The organism is Bacillus sp. FSL K6-2865, assembly GCF_040311405.1.
GTDB lineage: Bacteria > Bacillota > Bacilli > Bacillales > Bacillaceae > Bacillus > Bacillus velezensis.
Genome location: NZ_CP152036.1, coordinates 1281456 through 1300669 on the forward strand (window position 1 = coordinate 1281456; position 19214 = coordinate 1300669).

At 49.6% G+C, this 19214-nt stretch carries 22 protein-coding genes and 1 riboswitch; of the genes, 19 read left to right on the forward strand and 3 right to left on the reverse strand.

The features are described 5' to 3' along the window. Positions 1-9: 9 nt before the first annotated feature. The 8 genes from NYE42_RS06555 (at position 10) to NYE42_RS06590 (ending at position 8537) form a co-directional block, all read left to right on the forward strand. Positions 10-936 (forward strand): ABC transporter permease, encoded by a 927-nt coding sequence (locus NYE42_RS06555; protein WP_007610853.1) that lies wholly within the window; start codon positions 10-12, stop codon positions 934-936. A gap of 5 nt (positions 937-941) precedes the next feature. Next, a complete protein-coding gene (locus NYE42_RS06560) occupies positions 942-1889 on the forward strand; it encodes an ABC transporter permease (protein WP_003154782.1) in 948 nt (315 codons plus the stop codon). Between the two features lie 5 nt (positions 1890-1894). Then, entirely contained in the window at positions 1895-2923 is a 1029-nt protein-coding gene (locus NYE42_RS06565) for an ABC transporter ATP-binding protein (RefSeq protein WP_237436652.1), read from the forward strand. Continuing rightward, positions 2920-4539 (forward strand): peptide ABC transporter substrate-binding protein, encoded by a 1620-nt coding sequence (locus tag NYE42_RS06570; protein ID WP_060675390.1) that lies wholly within the window; start codon positions 2920-2922, stop codon positions 4537-4539. Before NYE42_RS06565 ends, NYE42_RS06570 begins: the two co-directional genes overlap by 4 nt. Positions 4540-4614: 75 nt before the next feature. Further along, positions 4615-5562, forward strand: coding sequence for an LD-carboxypeptidase (locus tag NYE42_RS06575; protein ID WP_241458337.1), 948 nt, complete (start codon positions 4615-4617; stop codon positions 5560-5562). A gap of 6 nt (positions 5563-5568) precedes the next feature. Further along, positions 5569-6666 (forward strand): dipeptide epimerase, encoded by a 1098-nt coding sequence (locus tag NYE42_RS06580; protein ID WP_352426837.1) that lies wholly within the window; start codon positions 5569-5571, stop codon positions 6664-6666. Further along, on the forward strand, positions 6663-7562 hold the full coding sequence (locus NYE42_RS06585; RefSeq protein WP_020955702.1) for a C40 family peptidase: 900 nt from the start codon (positions 6663-6665) through the stop codon (positions 7560-7562). Before NYE42_RS06580 ends, NYE42_RS06585 begins: the two co-directional genes overlap by 4 nt. Before the next feature lie 3 nt (positions 7563-7565). Then, on the forward strand, positions 7566-8537 hold the full coding sequence (locus NYE42_RS06590; protein WP_032866103.1) for an oligopeptide/dipeptide ABC transporter ATP-binding protein: 972 nt from the start codon (positions 7566-7568) through the stop codon (positions 8535-8537). A gap of 27 nt (positions 8538-8564) precedes the next feature. On the opposite strand, the gene NYE42_RS06595 is transcribed toward NYE42_RS06590, so the two are convergent. Together NYE42_RS06595 and NYE42_RS06600 are read right to left on the reverse strand one after the other, a co-directional pair. Beyond that, positions 8565-9614 carry a lactonase family protein gene (locus tag NYE42_RS06595; protein WP_227578900.1) on the reverse strand — a complete coding sequence of 350 codons (1050 nt, stop codon included), beginning with the start codon at positions 9612-9614 and terminating at the stop codon, positions 8565-8567. A gap of 70 nt (positions 9615-9684) precedes the next feature. Beyond that, a complete protein-coding gene (locus tag NYE42_RS06600; protein ID WP_352426838.1) occupies positions 9685-10545 on the reverse strand; it encodes a dimethylarginine dimethylaminohydrolase family protein in 861 nt (286 codons plus the stop codon). 189 nt (positions 10546-10734) lie between these two features. Here NYE42_RS06600 and NYE42_RS06605 point away from each other — a divergent pair, with 189 nt between their 5' ends. The 8 genes from NYE42_RS06605 (at position 10735) to NYE42_RS06640 (ending at position 16980) form a co-directional block, all read left to right on the forward strand. After that, on the forward strand, positions 10735-11253 hold the full coding sequence (locus NYE42_RS06605) for an acyl-CoA thioesterase (protein WP_007407238.1): 519 nt from the start codon (positions 10735-10737) through the stop codon (positions 11251-11253). 99 nt (positions 11254-11352) lie between these two features. Continuing rightward, positions 11353-11898 carry a GNAT family N-acetyltransferase gene (locus tag NYE42_RS06610; RefSeq protein WP_352426839.1) on the forward strand — a complete coding sequence of 182 codons (546 nt, stop codon included), beginning with the start codon at positions 11353-11355 and terminating at the stop codon, positions 11896-11898. Positions 11899-11910: 12 nt separating this feature from the next. Further along, positions 11911-12019, forward strand: a riboswitch (guanidine-I (ykkC/yxkD leader). A 66-nt stretch (positions 12020-12085) separates the two neighbouring features. After that, positions 12086-12424, forward strand: coding sequence for a multidrug efflux SMR transporter (locus NYE42_RS06615; protein ID WP_015239709.1), 339 nt, complete (start codon positions 12086-12088; stop codon positions 12422-12424). Further along, a complete protein-coding gene (locus NYE42_RS06620; protein WP_007407235.1) occupies positions 12424-12738 on the forward strand; it encodes a multidrug efflux SMR transporter in 315 nt (104 codons plus the stop codon). Before NYE42_RS06615 ends, NYE42_RS06620 begins: the two co-directional genes overlap by 1 nt. 74 nt (positions 12739-12812) lie before the next feature. After that, the gene (purU, locus tag NYE42_RS06625) at positions 12813-13715 is read left to right on the forward strand and encodes a formyltetrahydrofolate deformylase (protein ID WP_007407234.1); all 903 of its coding nucleotides are present in this window, start codon (positions 12813-12815) and stop codon (positions 13713-13715) included. Between the two features lie 369 nt (positions 13716-14084). Then, positions 14085-15197, forward strand: coding sequence for a glutamate 5-kinase (gene proB, locus NYE42_RS06630; protein ID WP_060675386.1), 1113 nt, complete (start codon positions 14085-14087; stop codon positions 15195-15197). Then, positions 15194-16441, forward strand: a complete 1248-nt coding sequence (gene proA, locus NYE42_RS06635) for a glutamate-5-semialdehyde dehydrogenase (RefSeq protein ID WP_015417313.1) — start codon at positions 15194-15196, stop codon at positions 16439-16441. Before proB ends, proA begins: the two co-directional genes overlap by 4 nt. A gap of 113 nt (positions 16442-16554) precedes the next feature. Beyond that, a complete protein-coding gene (locus NYE42_RS06640) occupies positions 16555-16980 on the forward strand; it encodes an organic hydroperoxide resistance protein (RefSeq protein ID WP_007610880.1) in 426 nt (141 codons plus the stop codon). A 27-nt stretch (positions 16981-17007) separates the two neighbouring features. On the opposite strand, the gene NYE42_RS06645 is transcribed toward NYE42_RS06640, so the two are convergent. Beyond that, positions 17008-17517: a MarR family transcriptional regulator gene (locus NYE42_RS06645; RefSeq protein WP_007610881.1), complete on the reverse strand. Its 510-nt coding sequence runs from the start codon at positions 17515-17517 to the stop codon at positions 17008-17010. Between the two features lie 75 nt (positions 17518-17592). Between NYE42_RS06645 and NYE42_RS06650 the strand changes: the two genes are divergently transcribed. The 3 genes from NYE42_RS06650 to NYE42_RS06660 all read left to right on the forward strand — a co-directional run bounded on the left by NYE42_RS06650 (position 17593) and on the right by NYE42_RS06660 (position 19211). Then, entirely contained in the window at positions 17593-18003 is a 411-nt protein-coding gene (locus NYE42_RS06650; RefSeq protein WP_015417315.1) for an organic hydroperoxide resistance protein, read from the forward strand. 140 nt (positions 18004-18143) lie between these two features. Then, positions 18144-18728, forward strand: coding sequence for a hypothetical protein (locus NYE42_RS06655; RefSeq protein WP_225045758.1), 585 nt, complete (start codon positions 18144-18146; stop codon positions 18726-18728). Positions 18729-18749: 21 nt separating this feature from the next. Then, positions 18750-19211, forward strand: a complete 462-nt coding sequence (locus NYE42_RS06660) for a hypothetical protein (RefSeq protein WP_352426840.1) — start codon at positions 18750-18752, stop codon at positions 19209-19211. Positions 19212-19214: the final 3 nt, after the last annotated feature.

The following is a 19214-nucleotide window of genomic DNA, read 5'->3' on the forward strand; positions in this document are numbered from 1 at the left end:
TGAACGGCATTGCTGCGGTATTTTATCAAACGTTTTATCGCCATGATTATGACCGTCCTCGTCATCACCACTCTGACATTTGTCATGATGAAAGTGATACCCGGCTCGCCTTTTAACGAAGAGCGGGGCACAAACGAAGCGGTCCAGCGAAATCTCGAATCCTACTACCATCTGAACGAACCTCTTATCACTCAATACGCCATCTATCTAAAATCCATTCTTACCTTTGATTTCGGTCCTTCAATTAAAAAACCGTCAGACAGTGTAAACGCTATGCTTGAACGCGGGTTTCCGGTCTCATTTGAGCTTGGGATAACGGCGATCATCATCGCTGTTATTTCCGGACTCGCGCTCGGCATAATGGCCGCTCTCAGGCGCGGCGGCTTTCTCGACTATGCGGCCATGAGCCTTGCGGTGCTCGGGATTTCCATTCCGAATTTTATTATGGCTACGCTGCTGATTCAGCAATTTGCGGTTCATCTGAAATGGTTTCCGGCAGCTACCTGGACGAGTCCCGTCCACATGGTCCTGCCGACTGTTGCGCTTGCCGTTGGTCCCATGGCCATTATCGCGAGGCTGACAAGATCAAGCATGGCCGAAGTGCTGACTCAGGATTACATCCGCACGGCAAAAGCAAAGGGGCTTTCTCCCGTCAAAATTGTGATCAAACACGCATTGAAAAATGCTCTTATGCCTGTTGTGACAGTACTCGGGACGCTTGCCGCAAGTATTTTAACGGGCAGTTTCGTCATCGAGAAAATTTTTGCCATACCGGGAATGGGCAAATATTTCGTAGAAAGCATCAATCAGCGAGATTACCCGGTCATCATGGGAACGACCGTATTTTACAGTGTGATTCTGATCGTCCTGCTGTTTCTGGTTGATTTGGCATACGGCCTGTTAGACCCGCGCATAAAACTTCATAAGAAAGGGTGATCCTGATGAATCTCCCGCAAGAAACGGTAAAACACACAGAAGTGCCTGATGACTGGTTTCAGCCGGGCGCGGAAAGAAAGGGTGAAACCGAGTCGGTCAAGCGTCCGAGCCTGTCTTACAGTCAGGATGCGTGGCGGCGGCTTAAAAAGAACAAATTGGCGATGGCCGGCCTTGTGATATTATGCTGCCTGTTTCTATCGGCTGTGTTCGGTCCGCTGATATCACCGCACAGCGTGACAAGGCAGACGCTCGCCGAGCAGAATCTTCCGCCGTCTTTTTCACACTGGTTCGGAACCGATGAACTTGGCCGGGACGTGTTTACAAGAACGTGGTACGGAGCGAGGATCTCTTTATTTGTCGGTGTGATGGCGGCGCTGATCGACTTTTTGATCGGCGTCATCTACGGAGGCGTCGCCGGATACAAAGGGGGCCGGACAGACAGCGCCATGATGAGAATCATCGAGGTTCTCTACGGGTTGCCGTATCTGCTCGTTGTCATTTTGTTAATGGTGCTGATGGGGCCGGGGCTCAGTTCCATTATCGTCGCTCTGACCGTGACGGGATGGGTCGGCATGGCGCGGATTGTCAGAGGGCAGGTGCTGAGGATGAAGCATGATGAACACGTATTGGCTTCGAAAACGTTTGGAGCGAAAACATTTCGGATCATTAAGAAAAATCTGCTGCCGAATACGATGGGAGCCATTATTGTCCAAATGACGCTTACGGTGCCGGCGGCGATTTTTGCGGAATCATTTTTAAGTTTTCTCGGACTCGGCATTCAGGCGCCGTTTGCAAGCTGGGGAGTCATGGCAAACGACGGGCTGCCGGCGATTTTATCAGGCCATTGGTGGCGGCTGTTTTTCCCCGCTTTTTTCATTTCCTTGACGATGTACGCGTTTAACGTACTTGGAGACGGCTTGCAGGACGCGTTAGACCCGAAACTGAGGAGGTAGGAAAAATGGCGCAGCAAGTTCTTTCTGTTCAAAATCTGCATGTTACTTTTTCAACATACGGAGGCACTGTAAAAGCCGTCAGAGGCGTCAGCTTCGATTTATATAAAGGTGAAACGTTTGCGATCGTCGGTGAATCGGGCTGCGGAAAAAGCGTGACGTCACAAGCCGTGATGGGTCTTCTTCCGAAACATTCGGCAAAGATTGAATCCGGAAGCATACAATTTAAACAGAAAGACCTTTGCCAAATGTCGGATCGGGAAATGCGGGCAATCCGGGGGCGCGATATTTCTATGATCTTTCAGGACCCGATGACGGCGCTCAATCCGACTTTGACCATAGGGAATCAGCTCTCAGAAGCGCTGTTGGAACACCGCGCCATGACAAGAAAACAAGCTGATTCCGAAGTTCTCGCCATGCTGGATCTGGTCGGTATCCCGGACTCGAAATCCCGCCTGAAGCAGTACCCCCACCAATTAAGCGGGGGCATGCGGCAGCGGATCGTGATTGCGATGGCTCTGATCTGCGAGCCGGAAATTATGATCGCCGATGAACCGACAACGGCTCTTGATGTGACGATTCAAGCACAAATCCTTGAATTATTTAAGAAGATTCAAAGAAAAACAGGCGTGTCTATTATTCTGATCACACACGATCTCGGCGTCGTCGCTCAGACCGCCGACAGAGTCGCCGTCATGTATGCGGGGAAAATCGCCGAAATCGGCACGAGGCATGATCTTTTTTACCGTCCGGCTCATCCATACACAAAGGGGCTGCTTCGTTCAGTGCCGCGGCTGGATATGGAGGATAGTGAGCTGTCGCCGATTGACGGGACGCCGCCTGATTTATTCGATCCGCCGCCGGGCTGCCCGTTTGCCGCCCGCTGCCCGGACAGGATGATCGTCTGTGAAAAGGTATACCCGGCAACAACCGTGAAATCCAAAAGCCATATCGTCAACTGCTGGCTTCAGGATCACCGTGCAGAGCGGCTGAAGCAGCAGCTGACGGCAGCAGAGGAAAAAGGGGGATTGAAATGAAAAAGAGATGGGCGATCGGTGTGATTGCTGTTGTTTCGTTTGCTCTGATGGGCTGTACAGCCAATGAACAGGCGGGGACAGAACCCGGCAAAGCAAAAGAACAGGGGGGTGAAACGGTGCTGCGGCTCAATAACGAAAATGAGCCGACCTCACTTGATCCGCCGATCGGATTTAATAATGTTTCCTGGCAGCCGCTGAATAACATCATGGAAGGATTGACGAGGCTCGGAAAAGATAATAAGCCCGAACCGGCCATGGCGGAAAGCTGGAAGGTGTCCGCTGATAAGCTGACATATACCTTCAATATCCGGGATAACGCCGAATGGACAAATGGCGATCCCGTTACGGCGGAAGACTTCGTGTACGCCTGGAAACGGATGCTCGATCCGAAAACGGGCGCATCTTCCGCTTTTCTCGGCTACATGATCAAAGGCGGGGAAGAATTTAACAGCGGAAAAGGCAAACAAGAAGACGTGAAAGTCACGGCAAAAGATAAAAAAACGCTTGTCGTCACATTGGCGGCACCGCAGGATTATTTTCTGAGCGTCGTGTCCAATCCGGCGTATTTCCCGATTAATGAGAAGGTCGCCAAGGCTGATCCGAAATGGTTCACTGAAGCAAAAACCTTTGTCGGCAACGGGCCGTTCAAACTGACGGAATGGAAGCATGACGACAGCATGACGATGGTCAAAAACGAGACGTATTGGGATAAAAAGACAGTGAAACTGGATAAAGTCACATGGGCGATGGTCAGTGACCGGAATACCGACTATCAGATGTTCCAGTCGGGGGATTTGGATACCGCCTTTGTGCCGGCAGAGCTGAGCGAGCAGCTGATGGGAGGAAAAAATGTCCGCACGTGGGATCAGGCCGGACTCTATTTCTATCGTTTTAACGTAAAAATGGAGCCGTTTCAAAATGAAAAGATCAGAAAAGCGTTCGCGGCAGCGATTGATCAGAAAGAAATCACGGATTATGTGACCAAAAACAGTGAAAAGCCGGCACATGCCTTTGTATCCCCGGGATTTACTCAGCCTGACGGGAAAGATTTCCGCGAAGCGGGCGGCAGTTTATTAAATCCGGATGAATCAGAAGCCAAAAAACTGCTGGAAAAAGGCATGGCAGAAGAGCATTATGACAAGCTGCCCGCCGTTACATTGACATACAGCACAAAACCGGAGCATAAGAAAATAGCGGAAGCGATTCAGCAGAAGCTCAAAAGTGTACTCGGTATAGACGTTAAGCTCGCCAATATGGAATGGAACGTCTTTTTAGAAGAGCAGAAAGGACTGAAGTTCCAGTTCTCTCAAAGCTCATTTTTACCGGATTACGCAGATCCGATCAGTTTTCTAGAGGCTTTCCAGACGGATAATTCCATGAACCGCACTGGCTGGGGCAGCGCGGCATACGACGGCTGCATCAAGCAGGCAAAACAGGAAGCCGATGCCAAAAAACGTTTTGCGCTCATGCATAAAGCGGAAAAACTGCTCATGAACGAGGCTCCGATCATTCCGATTTACTTTTACAATCAGGTGCATCTGCAGAACAGCGGCGTGAAGGGCATTGTCCGGCACCCCGTCGGTTACATTGATCTGAAGTGGGCGGAAAAGTCCTGATCTTACAGCGGAAACATACGCCGTTCTTTTGCCGTTAAAGGAGCGGCGTGTTTCACTTTTCAATCCGGAAAGGAGATTGAAAAAGTCATGAACCATAAACCGAAAGCACTGCAAAAAGGCGACACGGTCGGTGTGATTGCGCCCGCAAGCCCGCCTGAGAGCGGGACGCTGCAAACCGCGCTGCTATTTTTAGTGAATGAGCTTGGCCTTCAAGTGAAACTCGGCCGGGCGCTGAAGACCCGTCACGGCTATTTGGCGGGAGAGGACCGGGCGCGCCTCGATGATCTCCATGACATGTTTAGTGATCAGAATGTCAAAGCGGTGATATGCGCGTGCGGAGGATTCGGCACGGGCCGCATTGCCTCCGACATCGATTTCGGCTTAATCCGCCGCAATCCGAAAATTTTCTGGGGATACAGTGATATCACGTTTTTACATACCGCCATTCATCAAAATACGGGGCTCGTCACATTTCACGGTCCGATGCTGAGCACAGATGTCGGGCTTGAAAATGCTGATCCCCTGACAAAAGCGTCGTATCATCAGCTTTTTACAGAAACGGAATTTACCTATACGGAGGACATTTCTCCCTTAGAGGTGCTGACAGGCGGAAGGGCCGAGGGAGAGCTTGCGGGCGGCAACTTGTCGCTCATTACGTCCACACTCGGCACGCCGTTTGAAATTGATACAAAAGACAAATTGCTATTTATCGAGGATATTGATGAGGAGCCGTATCAAATCGACAGAATGCTGAATCAATTAAAGATGGCCGGAAAACTGTCAGACGCAGCCGGAATCCTGGTCTGTGATTTTCACCAATGCGAACCGAAACATAAAGAAAAGTCGCTTACTTTAGAGCAAGTGCTGAACGATTACATTGTCAAATCAGGGAAGCCCGCGCTCAAAGGCTTTAAAATCGGCCATTGTTCACCGAGCTTCGCCGTTCCGATCGGAGCCCGCGCGGTTATGGATACGGCGGCCAAAGCGGTAACGATTGAATCGGGGGTTTCCGGAAGGGAGTGATCAGGCGTGAGGATTACAGATATTCAAACGGGACGGATGTCCGTGCCGCTGAAAAAGCCGTTTAAGACCGCTTTGCGCACGGTTTACAATGCTGAATCGGTCATTGTGAAGCTTACTTTTGACAACGGTCTGACCGGCTGGGGCGAGGCGCCGCCGACGGTTGTCATTACAGGCGACAGCGCGGCCGGTATTGAAAGCGCCGTCCACGATGTGCTGAAGCCGGCTCTCTTGGGACGGAGCCTTTCCGGCACGGAAGCTGTTTTGTATGATACCAGCCGGCTGTTGGAAAGAAATCAAAGCGCAAAAGCCGCGGTGGATATGGCTGTATATGACGGATGGGCGCAAATGCACGGACAGCCGCTTTACCGGCTTCTCGGCGGCTATCGGAATACACTGGAAACAGATTTTACCGTCAGCGTCAATTCTCCTGAGGAGATGGCGGGGGATGCAGACCGTTATGTGAACAAAGGATTTCATATTTTAAAAATAAAAGTCGGCATAGGTGACATATCAGACGATGTTGCGCGGATTCGGGCGATCAGATCACGTGTCGGCGGAAACGTCAAACTGAGACTGGACGCGAATCAAGGCTGGACGCCGAAAGAAGCCGTGACCGCGATCCGAAAGATGGAAGACGCCGGCCTCGGCATTGAGCTGGTCGAGCAGCCTGTTCACAAAGACGATATCGCCGGGCTGAAGCAGGTTACCGATGCCGTAGACACGCCGATTATGGCGGATGAGAGCGTCTTTACCCCCCGTCAGGCCTTTCACGTGCTGCAGACGAGAAGCGCCGATTTAATTAATATTAAGCTGATGAAAGCGGGCGGCATAAAGCAGGCGGAAACAATCAATGCGATGGCGGAAACGTGCGGCGTGGAGTGTATGGTCGGCAGCATGATTGAGACCAAACTCGGCATCACCGCCGCGGCCCATTTTGCCGCGGGCAAACGGAATGTGACAAGGTTTGATTTTGATGCGCCGCTTATGCTGAAAGATGATTTGATTCAAGGCGGCATCACATACAGCGGCAGTCAGATTGCGATTCCCGACGAACCGGGTCTCGGCATTACCGGTGTGTCGATACAAGAGGGGGCGAAAAGATGAGAGCAGCCGTTACAGCGGCAGCAGCCAACGTATGGACGCTGCCGTCATCTCCCCGTTCGTATGATGCGCCGATGCTCGAAAACCCGCCGCAGATCAGAAAATGGTTAGCGTCTATGGGATATGAAGAGCGGCTGCAATTATGCACAGACAACCTTGTCCAAACGCAAGCGCTTTTCGGGGAAGAAGTGATCATTCTCAAAGAGGAAGGGGAATGGGCTTTTGTCGCCGTTCCCGGCCAGCCTTCAAACAAGGATGTGCGCGGATATCCGGGGTGGATGAAAAAAAGCCAGCTTTCAAAAGACGGCTTTCATGCATCTTCCCCCGCCGTATGGATTACCAAACCGACAGCTTTTTTATATCACACAAACGGCGAACCAGACTTGGAAGTAAGTTTCTTAACGCGTCTTCCGGCATCAGGACGTGAGAAAGGCTTTTTCCGGGTGGTGACGCCGCTCGGAGAACGGTTCGTAAATGAAGCTGACGCAGACGAGTGCCGGCATACGGAAGGACGGGCGGCCGATGTCATCGAAACGGGCATGATGTTTCTCGGGCTTCCGTATTTATGGGGAGGACTGAGCGGTTTCGGGTTTGACTGTTCCGGGTTTATGTATTCGATATTTAAAGCAAACGGCTATACCCTTCCCCGTGATGCAACGGACCAAGCAAAAGCCGGATGCGGCGCGGCGGTAAACGATATCCTGCCGGCTGACCTTTTGTTTTTCGCCTATGAAGAAGGAAAAGGCGCGATCCACCATGTCGGTTTGGCGCTGGGAGACGGCCGAATGCTGCACTCCCCGAAAACGGGAAAAACAATCGAAGTGCTGTCTTTGGAAGGAACCGTCTATGAAAAAGAATTATGCACCGTACGCCGCTGTATAAGCGAAAAGGGGGAATAGAAAATGACGGCATCTCCGCTCCTTGAAGTCAGCGGGCTGAAAATGCATTTTGACGCAGGAAGAAAGAAAGCCGTAAAAGCAGTCGACGGTGTCAGCTTTCACATTAACAGAGGGGAAACATTCGGACTTGTCGGAGAATCGGGATGCGGTAAATCGACGCTCGGAAGGGTTATTCTCCGTCTGTATGACCCGACGTCCGGTTCGGTATCATATGAAGGGACGGATATACACCGTGCCGCGGGAGAACAGCGGTCGGTCTTCTTCCGCAAGCTGCAGATGATTTTCCAAGACCCTTACGCCTCGTTAAATCCGCGCCTGACCGTAAGGGAAATTATTATGGAGCCGATGGAAATACACAATCTTTACAATACAAGAAAAGCCCGTCTGATGATGGCGGATGAACTGCTTGAAGCTGTCGGGCTCCATCCGGATTTCGGCAGCCGGTATCCCCACGAATTCAGCGGCGGACAGAGGCAGAGAATCGGGATTGCCAGAGCGCTCTCTCTGCATCCCGAATTTATCGTGGCGGATGAGCCGATTTCCGCGCTGGATGTGTCGGTACAGGCTCAGGTCGTCAACCTTTTAAAAAGGCTACAGAAAGAGAAAGGGCTGACATTTTTATTTATCGCCCACGATTTATCAATGGTCAAGCATATCAGCGACCGGATCGGCGTGATGTATTTGGGCCGCATGATGGAAATTACAGAAAGCGCTGCGCTTTACCGGGAACCGCTTCACCCTTATACGAAGGCGCTTTTATCCTCAATCCCGATTCCTGATCCGCTTCTTGAGGACAAGCGTGAACGCATTATTCTGAAAGGGGAGCTGCCGAGCCCCCTTAACCCGCCGAGCGGCTGTGTATTCAGGACGCGGTGTCCTGAAGCGATGGAGCTCTGCGGTAAGATAACGCCTGAGCTTGAAGAAGTGAAGGCGGGGCGTTTTGTCGCCTGCCATTTATACAAAAAAGAAAGCTGACAATATAAAGTCAGCTTTCTTTTTTAATTAAACCTGATGCAGAAATGACACGCAGACCGGATACGGAACCGGAATGTCAGATTGAAGCAGAGTCAATTTGCCTGTTTCCGGGTCGCGTTCAAACAAAACCAGATTTCCCGTTTCTTCGTTTGACGCGACAAGGAATGTCTCGGAAGGGTCAAACGCGAAATCACGCGGCCAGTTTCCTTCTGTCGGCACCCATTCAATAAGAGACAATTCACCGGAATATTGGTTGATCTTATAGATGGCGATGCTGTCATGTCCGCGGTTGGCGGCATAAAGAAATCTGCCGTCTTTAGATATGCGGATCGCGCTGCCTTGCGATTTGTCCGTAAAGCCTTCAGGCAAAGCGGAAATGACCTGCAGCTCTCTGAATTCACCTAAGGTCGGGTTGTATTCAAGCGCGATGACTTCATTGCTGATTTCCGTCATGACATAGGCGTATTTTTCCGCCGGATGAAAAACGATATGGCGCGGCCCTGAACCCGGTGCGAAGGAATGAGTTTTCACCTCTGTGAGCGAACCGTTTTTCATTTGGTAAGTATACAGCGTATCCGTCCCTAAATCGACGGCTGCAATGTAGTTATGCTCAGGTGTATAGCCTGCGAAATGGGTATGCGGCTTCTCTTGTCTTTCATGAGGACCTGTTCCCGTATGAGCGGCTTCGGCAGTCGGCTCCTGCAGACTGCCGTCCTCATTGACGGGAAAGGCGTGCACTTTTCCGCTGTGGTAATTAGCGGTTAACACATATTCATGTTTATCATCAATGCTGACGTGGCATGGAGACGGGCCTTCAATCAGCTGATGGTTCACAAAAGTTAATTCCCCGCTGTTCTGATGAATCTGATAGGCTGCGACGCCGCCTTTTCCGTCTGCCTTTTCAATGGAATACAGCATGCTGTTATCAGAATTCGGAGTGACGTATGTCGGGTTGCCGAGCTTTGCTGCCAGCTTCGGACGGCTGAGCCGTTTCGCTTCTGTATCAAGTTCAAAACAATAAATGCCTTCGCTTCCGCCTTTTGTATATGTTCCCGCGTATCCTATGTACTTAGCCATTCGGTTTCCCCCTTTAGAGTCTTGTCTTCTCTATATTAACGTATCTTGAAGGAAACTGCCTTGTAAATGTTTAAGATGTTCTGACAAGCGGCAAGGTGCAGCAGCGGAAGGAACCGCCTGATTTAATAATTTCGGAAAACTCGGTTTCAATGACCGTATAACCTCTTTTTCTGAGCTCGCGGTTCGTATGACGGTGCTGCGGCAGGCTGATAATTGTCTGATTGCCGATTGACAGGATATTCGGGCCGAGCGTGAATTGCTCTTCTTCAGGCACTTCTATCATCTCAAAACGTTCGGCGAGAAGATCAATTTCTTTCTGCCGCAAGCCATTTTCGCAGTATAGCGCTTCCGTTTCCGAGATCATATTAAATACACAGTCTAAATGTAAGAAATCCTCCTTGAGAGGGATCGGCACAACTGTCATCTCCGGCAGCGCCTCCTGCAGCTCCCGGACAGCCGCTTTATCCGTGCGCTTGCTCAGCCCGGCGTAAACGGTGCCGTCTGCGATCAAGATGTCGCCGCCTTCAATATTCGCTTTTTTCAGTCGCGTATAAGGGATTTTCTTATTGTCAAGCAGGTTTTGAAACACTTTTTCTTCTCCCTGCCGGACTGAAGCCGCCATGTTTGAAATAAACGCCGTCTCGCCTAATACAAATCCGATATCCCGGGTGAATACCTGCTCAGGCAATGCGGGATCGGCAGGCAGCAGGACGACTTCAATCTGATGAGATCTTAAAATGTCAATAAAATCACTATGCTGTTTGAGGGCAACGGGTATGTTAACATTTTCTTGTTTGAAATGTTTCTGCGTTCCGTTAATAATATCCTTGATGGCCATGTGTTCCGGCCGGCATAAGATGACTGTCTGCAAAGCATCAAACTCATTGCGGCAAGCCGGTTTCCGCGTGGATTTGGAAATGGATACGTCCATGTGATATCCTCCTATCGGTATTCAATGTGCGTTTATTATTCCCGGATGTGATGAATAATAAAACATTTATGAGAGAATATCTAACCAACTTAATATTTAAAATTTTAGACAAAACGGTCAAAGTATTGTTTAATAGGGTACAGATGAATGAGTCAAAACGACCAGACACCAAAGGGGAGTTTAAATGATATGAAGTTGCCAGAATCAAGATTTTGCAAAGAAACAAGGGTTGTTAAAACAAGCAGGGTTTTTCCGCTTGATACGAATAATCACAATACGCTGTTTGGCGGAAAGCTGATGAGCTACATTGATGATATCGCTTCAATTTCCGCGGCACGCCACTGCCGGTGTGAAACAGTCACGGCCTCAATGGATTCTGTAGATTTTTTGCGCCCCATCGGCCAACAGGATTCCGTATGCCTTGAATCTTACGTCACATGGGTCGGCACATCGTCTATGGAGGTGTTTGTCAAAGTCATTAAAGAACATCTGATGACGGGCGAACGCGAGCTTGCGGCAACGTCGTTTCTGACCTTTGTCGCGCTTGATTCAAACGGGAAATCGGTACCCGTTCCGCGGATCGTGCCGGAAACCGAGGAAGAAATCATGCTTCACAATACGGCCGTTCAGCGCGCCGGAGAACGAAAAAACCGCTTAAAACACAGCAAGGCCCTGGCCGAGGCGCTCGGAACAAATAAACCTTGGTAATCGTCAAACCGCTTTTTTAAAAAGCGGTTTTTTTATGCTGAGAAAGGACTTTTCCTGCCGGATCCATAATCTATTACAGGGAAAGGAGACGTGGCGTGCATGATGAAACATAAGTCTTCCGGCACCATCCTGACAACCGGGCGTATCCGTCTGCGGACTATGCGGGATTACGATGAAGAAAATTTGTACGGGATGTTTACCGACAGAGAGGTCATGAAATATTATCCTTCTCTTAAAAGCAGACGGGAAACGAAGGAATGGATTGCTTGGAACAAACGATTGGCCGCAGGATACGGCGTCAGTCTTTGGATCGCAGAGGATAAAGAGACGGGCGCATTTCTCGGTCAATGCGGAATCGTTCCGCAGACGGTAAACGGAAACACTTTGATGGAAATCGGCTATATGTTTGCCCGCCGCCGCTGGGGATGCGGCTATGCGACAGAGGCGGCGAACGCCTGTCTGGACTACGGTTTTCATACGCAGCAATACGGACGCATAGCGGCGCTGATTGATCCGGAAAACGCTGCCTCCGTCCGTGTCGCGGAAAAAATCGGTATGGTGCCCGGTGAGACCGTTACCAAATGGGAGAGGCAGCTGACGGTTTTTGACATCACATCTGACGTTGAACGTTTCGGCGAAATGTAGTATGATACGAACAGACATGTTTTCTAGGGTTCCGCATGTTTATACATGGCCTGGTCCGAGAGAAAACACATATGCGGACATATCCCGCATATGCACACGGAGGGAAAAAAGCCCGGGAGAGTCAATCTCATGTGAGACGACTATCCGGGCTTTTTTGTATTGTCCGGATACAGAAAGGGTGAAGAACATGAAATGGGGTTTAGTGGTCATAGCGGCCGTATTTGAAGTGGTATGGGTCACCGGACTGAAACATGCTGATTCGGCACTGGCGTGGAGCGGCACGATTGTGGGAATCATCATCAGTTTTTATCTATTAATCAAGGCGACAGACAGCCTGCCCGTAGGAACGGTATATGCGGTCTTTACCGGACTCGGGACAGCGGGCACCGTGCTCAGTGAAATCCTGCTTTTCAAAGAGCAGGCCGATCCGGTGAAAATCGTGCTGATCGGCGTTTTGCTGATCGGTGTCATCGGATTAAAGCTGGTCACACAGGATAAGCCTGAGACGAAGGAGGAGAAGGCGTAATGCATTGGATCAGCCTGATAGCCGCGGGTCTTTGTGAAATGCTCGGGGTCATTTTAATGAATCAATTTCAAAAAGAAAAGAAAGTCAAATGGATTCTTTTCATTATCGCCGGATTTGCGGCTTCTTTTTCCCTGCTTTCTTATGCGATGGAGACGATCGCGATGGGCACGGCCTATGCGATCTGGACCGGTATCGGCACGGCGGGCGGCGCATTAGCCGGCATTCTTTTCTACGGCGAGCAGAAGGATGCGAAGCGCATCTTTTTCATTGCGCTTATTTTATGCGCTGCCGTAGGGCTGAAAATTCTTTCGTAAATTGATTTTTATCAAATCTTCAGTATAATTTATTAGTAAGTTACGAATTATGAAGATACGAGGGATTAAAACAGATGAATTCATATATGACACAGCGGCTGAAAGAATACCGCCGCGGGAATGAGGAAAAAGGGCGCCTGCTTGTCAGCTGCCCCGACCAGCCGGGAATTGTATCGGCTGTGTCCGCGTTTTTGTTTGAACATGGCGCAAACATTATTGAATCAAATCAATACACGACTGACCCTGAAGGCGGACGGTTTTTTCTTAGGATCGAATTCGACTGCAAGGGCATTCGTGAGAAAAAAGAGGACTTACAGCAGGCGTTCGCCTCAATCGCCCAGACATTCGGCATGACATGGAGTCTGTCTCTGGCAAGTGAGCTGAAGCGGGTGGCGATCTTTGTATCGAAAGAGCTGCACTGCCTTCATGAACTGATTTGGGAATGGCAAAGCGGCAATATGATGGCCGAAATTGCGGTCGTCATCAGCAACCACGAAGAGGCCAAAGAAGTGGTCGAACCGCTGAATATTCCATTCCATTACATGAAAGCTAACAAAGACATCCGCGCCGAAGTGGAGCGGCGCCAGCTTGAGCTGCTGGAGCGGTATAAGATTGATGTGATCGTTCTTGCCCGCTACATGCAGATTTTGACGTCAGATTTTGTATCTGCCCATCCGAATCGGATTATTAACATCCACCATTCATTTCTGCCGGCCTTTATCGGCGCTAATCCGTATAAACGGGCTTATGAGCGCGGAGTGAAATTAATCGGCGCGACCTCTCACTATGTGACGGACGATCTTGACGAAGGGCCTATTATTGAACAGGATATTGAACGCGTCGATCACAGAGATCACGCAGAGGATCTGAAGAATATCGGCAGAACGATTGAGCGGAGCGTGTTGGCAAGAGCCGTTAAATGGCATTTGGAAGACCGCGTCATCGTTCACGGAAACAAAACGATCGTATTTAATTAATGACGGTCCGCCGGGGAGGCGGACTGTTTTTTATGCATGAAAATGTCTTGACAAGAACCTGTTTTCTTTGCATAATATAAAAAAATCATTGAGCGTTGAAGAGGATCAGTACGCAGAACTTTCTGTGACAGAGAGCAAAATGGCCCGCTGAAACATTTTGCCGCATGAAACCTGCCGAACCTGCCTTGGAGTCCTGAGGGGAAAACTCAGGCGCGATAACCTGGCGTTACAGGAAAGCGGGACGCGTGAAAAACGCGTTCAAACAAGGTGGTACCACGGAAAGCCCATTTCGTCCTTATTTTTCAGGACGGAATGGGCTTTTTTTATTGACGAGAGCCGGTTTGGATTGATTGCCACGGAGGAGAAACGATGAAAAAACAAAGAATTGTTGTGAAAATCGGGAGCAGCTCGCTCACCAACAGTAACGGAAGTATTGATGAAGCAAAAATCAAGGAACATACCGAAGCCATTTCTTTATTAAAAGAAAACGGGCATGAAGTGATCCTCATTACCTCAGGCGCGGTGGCAGCGGGTTTTTCCGCTCTCGGCTATCCGTCGCGACCCGTTACGATAAAAGGAAAGCAGGCAGCTGCCGCAGTCGGCCAGACGCTTTTAATGCAGCAATATATGGACCATTTAAAAAGATACGGTCTGACGCCGGCACAAATTTTATTAACAAGAAATGATTTCTCAAAAAGAGAGCGGTACAGAAATGCCTATGCCACTGTAATGGAACTGTTGGAGCGGGGCGTCGTGCCGATTATTAATGAAAATGATTCCACATCAGTCGAAGAGCTGACGTTCGGTGATAATGACATGCTGTCGGCGCTTGTAAGCGGTTTGATTCATGCAGACCAATTAATGATTCTCACAGACATTAACGGGCTGTACGATGCCAATCCGAATGAAAACCCGGACGCAAAGCGGTTCGACTATCTGAATGACATCACACCAGAATTGCTCGGATATGCCGGATCAGCAGGCTCAAAGGTCGGCACCGGAGGTATGAAGTCAAAACTTCTCGCCGCCCAGACCGCATTGTCGCTCGGGGTGAAGGTATTTATCGGAACCGGCTCCGGACGGGAAAAACTGATGGTGATTTTAGACGGAAAAGGCGACGGCACTTATATCGGCGATAAAGACCTGTCCTCAGTGAATAATACACGGCAATGGATCATGTTTCATTCTCCGATATCAGGGGAAATCATCATTGATGGGGGAGCGGAGCAGGCGATGATCCATAACGGGTCAAGTCTCCTCCCGGCCGGCGTCGCCGATGTCTGCGGCAGTTTTCCGAAAGGGGCCGTAGTGGAAGTCAAAGGGCCCGGCGGCATGATCGGCAAAGGGCAGACGCAGTACTCATCCGATGAAATTTTAGAAGTCAAAGGGAAGCGGAGCGACCAGCTTTCAGGAACGAAGCAGGTGGAAGTGATTCACAGAGATGATTGGGTGAATTTATTTGACGAGGGGGAACACAAATGAGTGAAGTATTGCAAAAAGCAGCCTTGGCAAAAGAAGCGGCTGCCGAAATGGTCATGAAAACGACGGCTGAAAAAAACGAAGCGCTCCAATGTATTGCAGACGGACTCAGAAATGAACGCCGGCTGATTTTAACAGAGAATCAGAAAGATATTGAAGCGGGACGGAACAGAGGACTGACACCTGACATTATTGACAGGCTGACTCTTGATGAAAAACGCCTGCTCGATATCGCGGACGCCGTGGAACTGCTGATCGGTCTTGAAGATCCCGTCGGTGAATCGCTGGAGACCATTCAAAAAGAGAATGGATTATCCATTGAAAAAATCCGCGTGCCCCTTGGAGTAGTGGGCATGATCTATGAGGCCAGACCGAACGTTACCGTAGACGCGGCCACACTCTGCCTGAAAACCGGAAACGCGGTTGTGCTCAGAGGAAGTTCTTCCGCCATCCACAGCAACATAGCGCTTGTCAGTGTGATGAAACGCGCTCTGGGGCTGTCAAAGCTTCCGATTGATGCCGTTCAGCTCATAGAAGATACAAGCAAAGAAACCGCCAAACAGCTATTTACATTAAATGACGGGCTGGATGTATTGATCCCGCGCGGCGGTAAAAATTTAATTGATCTTGTGGTCAGGGAATCAACCGTACCCGTTTTAGAAACCGGAGCGGGCAATTGCCACGTGTACATAGATGAGTCAGCAGATCCTCAAATGGCAAGCGAGGTCGTCATCAATGCCAAAACACAGCGTCCTTCGGTCTGCAACGCGATTGAATCTCTTTTGATTCATGAAAAATGGGCCGAAGAACACGGGCGAAAGCTGCTGAATCAGCTGACAGAAAAAGGGGTGGAGCTCCGAGGAGATCAGGTGATTTGCGGACTGGAGCCTCAAGCGAAACAAGCAGAAGAAGCCGATTGGGGAGCGGAGTACCTGGCGCCGATTCTCAGTGTGAAAACGGTGCAGGACGTACAGGAGGCGGTCCGCCACATTCAGCAGTACGGCACAAACCATTCAGAAGCCATTCTGACGGAGAACGCCGAGCATGCGGCTTACTTCCAGACCGCCGTTGACGCCGCCGCCGTGTATCATAATGCTTCAACCCGGTTTACGGACGGCTTTGAATTCGGATACGGAGCCGAAATCGGCATCAGCACGCAAAAGCTTCACGCGAGAGGGCCGATGGGGCTTCCGGCGTTAACATCTACAAAAATCATCATCAAAGGAAACGGACAAATCCGCGTATAATCTTTTAAGCTTATCCTTCAAAAAGGGTAGGCTTTTTTTATGCGGAAAGATTGACGGTCTCTATTATATTGTGTAAAATTAAATTGTACACAATATAATAGAGGTGAATTCACATGACAAAACCATTATTTACTGCAACCGTATCAGCCGCCGGCGGACGTGAAGGGAAAGTCACGTCTTCTGACGGGGTGCTGAATCTTGATGTTGCCATGCCGGGAACGCCAAGAGCAAAAAAGCTCGAACATGCTACAAACCCTGAACAGCTGTTTGCCGCAGGATATTCAGCCTGCTTTGACAGCGCTCTTCAGCTCGTAGCGAGAAAAGAGCGTCTGAGTATTGAAACAGAGGTCACTGCGCATGTCAGTCTGCTGAAAGATGAAGCAGACCAAGGATATAAACTAGGCGTTACGCTTGAGGTCAAAGCATCCGGCATTGATAAACAGGAGCTTGAAGCCCTTATCCAAAAAGCGCACGGTGTCTGTCCGTATTCAAAAGCGACAGCGGGAAATATTGAAGTGAAGCTTCTGGCAGCAGAATAAAAATAAGGATGCCCATTCGGGGCATCCTTATTTTTTGCCGTGCAGCGTATTCAAAACCTCATAAAGCGCCTGCTTTAACTGCTTTAATTCCTCTTTTGACCGTCCCGTCTGTTCCAGCATGGCAATGGGAATATCCGCCGCTGTTTTCTGCAAGGCCCGTCCTTCATCTGTGAGCCTGATCGTCACGGATCGCTCGTCTTCAGCCGACCGCTTTCTCATGATGATTCCGTGCTGCTCCATCCGTTTCAGCATCGGTGTCAGCGTTCCGGAATCCAGGTACAAAAGCTCACCCATCCGTTTCACATTCAGTTCTTCGTGCTCCCATAATAAAAGCAGCGCCAAATATTGGGGATAAGTTACGTTGAGCTTATCAAGCAGCGGTTTGTACCGTTTCGTCATTTCCCTTGAGCTTGCGTACAGCAAAAAACAAAGCTGATTCTCCAGTTTCATATGTTCAAAATCTTTTTCTGCCATTACTTCTTTCACCAACTCTTTGTTTGTTAACGTTACCCCTATTGTAGCCGAAAAACGGCCCATTTCCTATTCCAATCATGTTTAAAAATATGAGCAGGGGCAATATATACAGTAAGTACAATGAGGAGGCTGATAATAATGGCATTATTTACTGCAAAAGCGACCGCAGTCGGCGGACGAGCAGGACATATTAAATCCGAAGACGGGGTGCTGGATTTTGACATCATCATGCCGAATGCAAAAAAAGACGGAGAAACCGGCACAAACCCTGAACAGCTCTTTGCGGCAGGATATGCTGCCTGCTTCGGGGGAGCGCTTGAGCTCGCCGCCCAAAAACAAAAAATCGACATGACCTCTGAAATTGAAGGACAGGTCAGCCTTTTAAAAGATGAGAGTGACGGAGGTTACAAAATCGGCGTAACGCTCGTCATTGATACAAAAGATCTTGACAAAGAAACGGCGGAGAAGCTAGTGCACGCCGCTCACGAGTTCTGTCCGTATTCAAAAGCAACAAGAGGAAATGTAGACGTCAAACTTGAATTAAAATAATTCAACGAACGAATATCCCGGATTTTATATCCGGGATATTTTATTAACGAAAACATCAGTAATGATCTCTTCTCTCCCGGAATATGAATACGATATAGCACTTTTGCATAATGACACCAAGAGAAAAGAGGGAGAAATCGATGTCTCTTCCAAACATACCGAACATCACCCCCGACATTACACTCTCCAGATGTGAGACCCTGAACCTCCTTCTTTCATCCGTGGCTATGGAAGAAATCGGACTATCCCATATTCTGCAGGCGGAAGCGGAAAGGATTCAAATGTTTCTCGGCGCTTCCGGCGATCCCTCCTTGGAGGAATTGTCATCAATCAATAGAAGCACTGAACGGCTCCTGCGCACCGTCATGAAATCACAACTCCTTTTGCAGACGAAGCTTGAGGACATTATCTTCTTACAGGATTCTGAAGTCTGTATGGATCCGGACGACCCGAGCAATCCGAGTGATCCGGGCGATCCTGATGACCCGTGGAATCCGGACGACCCGAGCAATCCGAGTGATCCGGGCGATCCTGATGACCCGTGGAATCCGGACGACCCAAGTAATCCGAGTGATCCGGGCGATCCTGATGACCCGTGGAATCCAGACGATCCCAGTGATCCGGAAGATCCGTGTGACGGCCTGTTTTACGGCCGCATTAGCTGCTGTGAGTGCGGGGATTGTGAGGACTGCGGTTGGAAGAAAAAAGGCGGGGAGCGTTCATAAAAAAAGAGACGGGTGAAGCATATGCCGTATTCAAGCATCTCAAAAGCGAAACAGGCATCTTTTGAAGCTATGCATTGTCTCACGATTGCGCTGTTACATATATTATCTGTGACCGTGGATAAAAGAAGGGGTTCAAATTACAAAGAAGAAATCAGGCTGTTCTCCGCATTGTGCCGCTGGCAGATGGAAACAGGCGGCCGTCTGTTTTTAATGATCAGCCTGGAAGAAGAGCAGAAGCAGATGTATGAGCGGCACTTTCATGAGATGAAGACAGTGACGGAACGAACGAAAAAATTCATTTTTGAAAGCCCGCGCGAATTCCGGGCGCATCCCATTACGAAGCGGGCTGTCAGGCAGCTTCAGGAATGGAATACGGAAACTGCCGAACCTGCCGTCAGATGGGTGCGGCCTGTCATCATCTCGATGAACGGCACTCCTGAACGGCCTTGGTTCAATCAACAACTCCAAAATCGGGAAAGGTGAGAA